Origin of the sequence: Micromonospora sp. NPDC051296 (assembly GCF_040682255.1) — a bacterium.
GTDB lineage: Bacteria > Actinomycetota > Actinomycetes > Mycobacteriales > Micromonosporaceae > Micromonospora > Micromonospora craterilacus.
On the sequence record NZ_JBFBAO010000497.1, the window covers coordinates 1 to 4,113 of the forward strand.

Consider the following 4,113-nt stretch of genomic DNA (forward strand, 5'->3'; position numbering starts at 1 on the left):
ATGCGTACCGCCGACAGCCGGCCGGTGCCCACGATGGCCAGTCCGATCCCGACGGACGCCACCGCGATCAGCGCGCTGGCGACGTACGCTGGCCGGGACCACCGCCCGGAAGGGTCACGATGCCGCCTCGCCGCCGCTGGGACGAACTTCCCACCTCGCTGCGTCGCGAGGTCGAGCGGCGTACCGGCGTAATCGGCCGGGCTGACCCTGTCCCCGAGGGTGCCGCCTGCGAAATTGCCGTCACCCTGCACACCGCGACTGGTCGGGTCTTTTGTAAGGGCGGGCAGGCCGAGAGCAGGAAAGGCTGGCTATACCGCCGGGAGGCCCGCATCAACCCGTGCCTGCCCGAGGTGGCTCCGCGCCTGCGGTGGGCCGTGGAGCACGGCGGCTGGCTGTTGCTCGGTTTCGACCACGTGCCCGGCCGTCATCCTTGCCTGGAACCCGGCTCCCCGGACCTGCAGCTGGTCGCCGACCTGTTGGCGACCCTGGCCCGGGAGCTGACGCCCTGCCCGCCCATCGACGTGCAGCCGTTCACCGAACGCTGGCGTGGGCTCATCGCCCCTGAATTGGTCGACGGCGACACCCTGCTGCACACCGACATGACGCCCCGCAACTTCCTGCTCGGTGACCGCCTTCGCCTCGTGGACTGGTCCGCCCCCTGCCGGGGTGCCGCCTGGATCGACACCGCATTCATGCTGGTCCGGCTCGTCCGCGCCGGGCACGATCCTGCGACCGCCGAGCAGTGGGCCGCCGAGGTCCCCGCCTTCGCCCAAGCTGACGATGAGGCGGTCACCGCGTTCACCGACGCCCTCGTCCGCCTCTGGGATCGGGCGCAGCGCACCTCGCCGGCACCGCATCGTGGACCGCTGCTCGCCGCTGCTCGCCGCTGGCGAGCCCACCGCCTGAGCCGACGTCGGCCCGCTGGCTAGCGTCACCGTGCATATGCGGAACGTGTATGCCGGTGAGGATCAACGCGGCATACCTACACCGGCCTTCGGAATCGACAGTGGACGCACGGCCCGGGGCGGGTGCTGGCTCCGGTGACGGTTCGACCCGAACGATCCGTCGCCGCTCCCGCCCGCTCCGGTGCCGCTCCACCCGTCCACCGCACCGGAGGCGTTCACCGATGTCCGCCGTACTCGCCGACTTTCCCGTCCTCACCCCGGTCACCGACGAGGACCTGGCCCTCGCCGCGCGGGCGGTCCGCGTCCACGCGCCGGAGTCTTGGCCGCACGGCCTGCTCTGCCGCAGCGAACGCGTCCCGTACCCGTGCCGCCTGGCCCGCTGGGGCCACGCCACCCTTGACGCCGCCGGCCTCACCGAGGCGCAGGCCGAGGCAATCAAGGAAACGGCACGATGACCGAGCCGGAGGTACGCGAGGCGGTCGCCCGCTGGCTGAGCCTGGTGGCGGCGGACGCGGAGCTGTCCCCGTACCTGATCGGGGTGGACTGGGATCGGCTGAAAGCACACCTGGCGCGGTCGCTGACCAGCGGGACCGGCGGCGAGGCCGAGATCCCGCGCCTGGGCTGGTCGGAGGCGCAGCACCGGCGGGCGGTCGACTACCTGCTCGGGGTCCTGGAGACGCACAACGAACGGTGCGTCGCGAGCTTCTGGGCGGTGGTGGAGGATCGCTGCCCGGGCCTGCTGCCGGAGCGGGACGCCCCACTGCTGCACGCCGCGCTGTCTCAGCTCACCGTCAAAGACGCCCGCCCCAACAGGTTGGCCCTGCTGGCGGTGCTCGGCCGCGCGTACCGTCGCTATGGCCTGCACCCGGCGCACGCCGCCGTCATCGGCGAGGCGTTGCAGGCGAGCGTCCCGTGGCGGCTGGTCGAGCGGGCTGCTGGGCGGATGGGGGACGGCCCGGCCTGGTGGCCGGCCGAGGTGGTCGGCCACGACCGGGCCTGCGACGAGGTCGCCATCCTGACGGTACGGCCGTGGCGGCGGCTGCCGTACCAGTCGGGCCAGGCGGTGCCGGTGTGCACGCCGCGCCGGGCCGGCCGGTGGCGCTGGCTCTGCCCGGCGAACGCGCCGCGCCCGGACGGCACCGTCGAGCTGCACGTCCGCGCGGTCCCCGCCGGCACCGTCTCCACCAGCCTGGTCCACGAGGTACGCCCCGGCGAACTGCTCCACCTCGGCCCGCCCGTCGACACCGGGCTGAGCCTGGTCGACGGTGACCTGCTGCTGGTGGCCGGCGGCACCGGACTGGCGCCGCTGCGTGCCCTGGTCGAGCAGGTCGCCGCCGCCCCGAACGGCCGGCGGGTGACCCTGGTCGTCGGGGCGCGCTCGGTGGAGAGCCTGTACGACGCGGTCACCCTCGACAAACTGCGCCACGACTGGCTGACGATCGTGCCGGCGTTCTCTCACGATGCCCTGGCCGAGCCGGGGGAGCGGGGCGACGCGCTCACCGTCGCCCTCGACCACCTGCGCCCCGACCAGGCGGTGTACGTGTGCGGACCGCCGGCGATGCTCGCCGGCTCCCGGTTGCGGCTGCTCGCCGCCGGGGTGTCCGCCGAGCGGATCCACCTGCCGAATCGGATCCCGTGGCGATGACCATCTACCGCAGCCGTAATGCCCTGACCGGCCCACTCACCCCGGACCGGATCGTCGCGCTCACCCTGCCCTGTAGTCGGCTGGGCCGGCGCGGCTACCAGGTCGACGACGTCGATGCCTTGCTGCGCCGGCTCGCCTACGAACTGGGAGAGCGGTCCCGCCAGCTCACCGAGGTGCGCGCCGAGAACCGGCGCATCAAGGATGCCCTGCGCAGCTGGCAGACCGACCAGTCGGCCGCACGCGCCGACGCCCGGGCAGCGGCCGATGCGACGGCGTGATCGCCATTCCAGCGCTGCGGCCGTCAGCGCAACGACGACATGTGGGACGGACGGTGCCGGAAGCCTCCGGGCATGCCCGATGCGTACGGGAGACCATGGCAGCCTCTCAACTATTCTGAGTGTTCGATCCGTGACTATGGGAGATGGCCATGGTGAGTCGATGGGAAGCGGACGGCACTGCGACGTTTGCGCGGCGGCTCGGTCGTTCGGCGGCCGAGCTTGGGGAGAGCGGTGGCACGACAACCTGCCCTGACATCTGGGAGCTGTCCAACGGCGATGTGGCAATCATCGGCCGAGACCTGACGTCGACCTATGTGGGTCAGTTGCCGGCTGGTGTCAGTGTCGGCGACGACGAGCGACTGGTGGTTATTCCCCGCAGCGTGATCATCGCGGCGAAGTCGGACATCCCGGATGCGTGATCTTCTTCGAGCTTCGCCCGCCCAACGGCTGAACCTTCCCGACTACGAGGCGGACTTCTACGCCGCCGTGGAATCCGTCGACGGGCCTATCCTCAAGACGGAACGGATGCAGTCGTTTCGTGAGCCGGGCAGCCCGAGCTGGGAGGCGTTCGCGGCCGGCCGGTGGAAGGAGGCGCTGCGGATCGCCGCAGAGCCCAACCCCGAGTTGGCGCGGTTCTTCGCCCACCTCGACGAGCTGGGCTCCGGGCTGCACCGCCTGCGCATCGTGGAGCTGCCTCTCACGCCGTACCTGCACTGGGAACTGAACTTCCTCCGCTACCGTGCCGAGGCGGGCGAGCACATCCGGGTGCTCAACGCGGATGCGAACGCGGTCGTGAAGCTGGAATACGAGCATGGCGTCGTTCCCGAGCTGATGGTGGCTGGCAGTCAGGCGGTTTACGAGGTGCGCTACGACGAGGCAGGAGCGCCGGTCGGGGCGGACAAGTTCGTTGCACCTGACGTGGTGGAGGGCTGCCGGTCGCGGGTCACGTCATTGCTCGCCGGCGCGGAGGACTTCGAGTCGTTCTTCCGCCGTGAGGTCGACGGGCTCAAGCCGCCAGACGGTCACGTGTAGTAGCCTGCCTCCACCTGCGAGCGTGGAGGCAGTGTGCCCCGACTGCGGGCGGTGACCGGCCTGGCCCGCCGATCGATGACGCCGACCGCGTTGCTGCTCGCTGTCCTGGTCATCCTCGTCGCCGTGGTGCTGTCGCCGCTGGGCCTACTGTGGATCGGCGAGCGACCTGGATATGACTGGCCGCTGCTCGGCAACGTCGGGCAGGCGTACGGAGCCGCGTCCGCGATCCTCGCCGGGCTTGCGCTCACCGGTG

Annotated in this window: 7 protein-coding genes; all 7 read left to right on the forward strand. The window is 71.4% G+C overall.

The genetic code is table 11. The features are described from left to right. The coding region (locus AB0M52_RS31660) for a hypothetical protein (RefSeq protein ID WP_363961302.1) at positions 1–929 on the forward strand (929 nt) is incomplete at its 5' end. 197 nt (positions 930–1,126) lie between these two features. Further along, positions 1,127–1,360, forward strand: coding sequence for a hypothetical protein (locus tag AB0M52_RS31665; protein ID WP_363961304.1), 234 nt, complete (start codon positions 1,127–1,129; stop codon positions 1,358–1,360). Continuing rightward, the gene (locus AB0M52_RS31670; RefSeq protein WP_363961306.1) at positions 1,357–2,550 is read left to right on the forward strand and encodes an FAD-binding oxidoreductase; all 1,194 of its coding nucleotides are present in this window, start codon (positions 1,357–1,359) and stop codon (positions 2,548–2,550) included. The genes AB0M52_RS31665 and AB0M52_RS31670 overlap by 4 nt, the downstream gene beginning before the upstream one ends. Further along, the gene (locus AB0M52_RS31675; RefSeq protein WP_363961308.1) at positions 2,547–2,828 is read left to right on the forward strand and encodes a DivIVA domain-containing protein; all 282 of its coding nucleotides are present in this window, start codon (positions 2,547–2,549) and stop codon (positions 2,826–2,828) included. The genes AB0M52_RS31670 and AB0M52_RS31675 overlap by 4 nt, the downstream gene beginning before the upstream one ends. A 149-nt stretch (positions 2,829–2,977) precedes the next feature. Then, a complete protein-coding gene (locus tag AB0M52_RS31680) occupies positions 2,978–3,247 on the forward strand; it encodes a hypothetical protein (RefSeq protein WP_363961310.1) in 270 nt (89 codons plus the stop codon). Beyond that, complete coding sequence (locus AB0M52_RS31685; protein WP_363961312.1) at positions 3,240–3,860, forward strand: DUF6879 family protein; 621 nt, start codon at positions 3,240–3,242, stop codon at positions 3,858–3,860. The genes AB0M52_RS31680 and AB0M52_RS31685 overlap by 8 nt, the downstream gene beginning before the upstream one ends. Positions 3,861–3,893: 33 nt before the next feature. Beyond that, the coding region (locus AB0M52_RS31690; RefSeq protein WP_363961314.1) for a hypothetical protein at positions 3,894–4,113 on the forward strand (220 nt) is incomplete at its 3' end.

Excerpts from the sequence above, each read along its gene's own strand:
- AB0M52_RS31685 (WP_363961312.1), top strand. The coding sequence starts at position 3,240 with ATGCGTGATCTTCTTCGAGCTTCGCCCGCCCAACGGCTGAACCTTCCC.
- AB0M52_RS31680 (WP_363961310.1), top strand. The coding sequence starts at position 2,978 with ATGGTGAGTCGATGGGAAGCGGACGGCACTGCGACGTTTGCGCGGCGG.
- AB0M52_RS31675 (WP_363961308.1), top strand. The coding sequence starts at position 2,547 with ATGACCATCTACCGCAGCCGTAATGCCCTGACCGGCCCACTCACCCCG.
- AB0M52_RS31670 (WP_363961306.1), top strand. The coding sequence starts at position 1,357 with ATGACCGAGCCGGAGGTACGCGAGGCGGTCGCCCGCTGGCTGAGCCTG.
- AB0M52_RS31665 (WP_363961304.1), top strand. The coding sequence starts at position 1,127 with ATGTCCGCCGTACTCGCCGACTTTCCCGTCCTCACCCCGGTCACCGAC.